Genomic DNA, 2,524 nt, shown 5'->3' with positions numbered 1-2,524 from the left:
GAAAGAGCAATCAAACCCTTCGTGATAGGGCGAAAAAACTGGTTATTCTCAAACACCACTAGTGGTGCCCATGCCAGCAGTGTACTTTACAGTATTGTTGAAACGGCAAAGGCAAATGACCTTGTGCCATTCGATTATCTTCATTATCTATTGAAAGCACTTAGTAAAAGAGATCAGCAAGCAGAAATGGAAGATCTGCTGCCATGGAATGTCATACTAAATCATTAGATTCTTGGATATGTGCGCTTCGCCTTACGTTTACGAAGTATCTTCAGGCCAGTGTGCTTGTGTTTCAGGTTTCTTAGGAGGGCCGTTTAGCTCTACAAGCATACGACGCTCTTTTACACCTAAGTTTTTAAGTATTTCGACACAGCTTTCATTAAAGGGTGTTGGGCCGCATATGTAAAACATCTTTGAGCTTAAGTTGCTCAGTGAAGATGAAACAAGCTCTTCAGTAACACGTCCGCCGATGCCTTGATAACTTTCACTTGGCCTTGAGATTAATTCTGTAAGTTTTATATTGTGATTCTGTTTGGCACAGGAGCGAATTTCCTTTGCGAATATTACATCCTCCTCGAAACTATTGCTGTAGATAATATGCATGGTATGAGGGAGATCTTTAGCGATGATATGTTTGATCATACTACGTGCAGGTGCAATCCCGGATCCGCCAGCGAAGAATACTAGATCATTACCATGGAATAGTGGATTATGATGAAAGCTTCCCATTGGGCCGGTGCTAGTAAGCTCTTGACCAGGCTTCAGATCATCAACTAAATAATGGCTAACGAAACCGCTATGAGCCTTTTTAACGGTCAGGTCATAATAGTCTCGTTCAGTGGGAGAGGAAGACATCGCATAAGGTCTGGCAGTTGGCGAACCATTTATCTCAACAAAAACGTTAATATACTGACCTGCTTGAAAAGGGGGAAGGTAACCATCAAGTGCTTTGACACGAATAGTATTCGTGGATGGCGTATCAGTAAAAATATCGGTAACAAGTAAACGAAGGCGTTTAGGATGTAGACTGTCGATAGTCTTTTGCGTAGCACCTTTCTCTTCGCTAAAGTCGCTTCCACTAAGCTCTATCTCGGTTTTCTTTTTTACGGCTTCAACGTAGCCAACGACACCATCTAATACGTTTTGTTCTGCGCTGCGATTTTTATGCATGTTGAGCCTCCGTTTGTGACTTTTTAATTTTACGCAATATACTTTTTGCCGTTGATTCACCGGCCATATAGGTCGGTTGAAAACCTCCTTGCGCTGTCCAACTTCCTGCGGAATACAAACCTTCAATACCACTCAATTGGTCGCGTAATAAGAGAGAATCCTGAATATGTTGTTTAAAGCCATAAATAGCGCCGTCAGGTGAGTTCAAATAACGCATCATAGTTAAAGGAGTCGCTACCTCAGCAACTTCAATATACTGGCTGAGATTTGGGTAAGCCTTTTCAACATGATCAATGAGCTTTTGTGCGTAGTCATACTTTGCTTCAGCATAATCTTCAGGGCTAAGTGCTTGCCATGCTTCGCCGTATTGAAGTGCTACAAGAGTTATGACGCTTTTTCCCTTGGGGGCCAAATCTTCGTCAATGAAGTTGTAGCAGGTGACCATTCCCCATTTCGGTGCGGTCATTTTATATAGTTCTGTTTCGTCAATATCCTGGTTGTCACCATCAATTACGAAGGTAGCGGCAGATGTAATACCGATATCCTCTGGCTTACAATCTAAACCTAAATACAAGCAAACAGCAGAAACACCTTTGCGTCTAGATTTAAAATCTTGTTGGATCTGAATAGGTGGCTTTTCAAGATCGAGGAGTTCATTGAAGGTGATCAGTGGGCTGGCGTTCGAAACAACATAATTACAGCTTACGGTTTGGCCATCTTCGAGTGTAATAGCATGAACCTTATTATCAGCGGTATGTATTTTCTTCGCACCACAACTAAACTTTACGCACCCTCCGGCTTCAACAAACGAATCGATAATTGCGCTAGAAACACTCTGAGATCCACCCTTAAAGTGCCAAGGTTTGAAGGTACAATAGGCGAAAAGCATTCCAATAAATTCTGCAAACACTAATTCATTGGTTGGGATACCGACATAACTCCAATAGGGAGTGATCGTATTGATCAGTTCTTTATTGCTGAAGAATTCATTCAATACTTCATCGGTAGTTCTTAAACCGTAGGCAGCAAAGTGTTTACATTGAGACTCTAATAGCTTTTCGTCATTACTACGCCTAACCTGTTGCAAGGCCATGTAATACTCCATAGCAACCTTGCTTCCTAGATCAAAGAAGCGGGTGATAGCATCACTGTCATCAGGAAAATTTTGTTTTAGAACTTTTTGAATGCCTGACCAACTCGCGGGAAGTGTAATATCTTGTTTCCCTGGGACAATTAATCGATATAGCTCCTCTTCCTGAACCAGTTCAACTTTATCGAGTACATCCAAATCCTTGAACATTTTTCTCATAAGGAAAGGTCTGTCTTCTGTCCCAACGCCACTTAACTGATGCAA

General features: G+C 41.7%; 3 protein-coding genes. 1 reads left to right on the top strand and 2 read right to left on the bottom strand.

Annotated features, from left to right (window positions below):
* The coding region (locus tag A3729_RS06225; protein ID WP_156497734.1) for a transposase domain-containing protein at nt 1–228 on the top strand (228 nt) is incomplete at its 5' end.
* Nucleotides 229–258: 30 nt separating this feature from the next.
* On the opposite strand, the gene A3729_RS06220 is transcribed toward A3729_RS06225, so the two are convergent.
* Both A3729_RS06220 and A3729_RS06215 read right to left on the bottom strand, forming a co-directional pair.
* Nucleotides 259–1,170, bottom strand: coding sequence for a ferredoxin reductase (locus A3729_RS06220; RefSeq protein ID WP_068633421.1), 912 nt, complete (start codon nt 1,168–1,170; stop codon nt 259–261).
* On the bottom strand, nt 1,163–2,524 hold a 1,362-nt coding region (locus A3729_RS06215), incomplete at its 5' end, for an NAD(P)/FAD-dependent oxidoreductase (protein WP_156497733.1). The genes A3729_RS06215 and A3729_RS06220, both read right to left, overlap by 8 nt.

The sequence above is a fragment of the Oleiphilus sp. HI0043 genome, assembly GCF_001634935.1.
Note: the sequence above shows the minus strand (reverse complement) of the source record. Positions and strands in the feature narration are given on the sequence as shown.

Bases quoted from the DNA above. Each gene is read 5' to 3' on its own strand.
- A3729_RS06220 (WP_068633421.1), bottom strand. From the start codon at position 1,170: ATGCATAAAAATCGCAGCGCAGAACAAAACGTATTAGATGGTGTCGTT.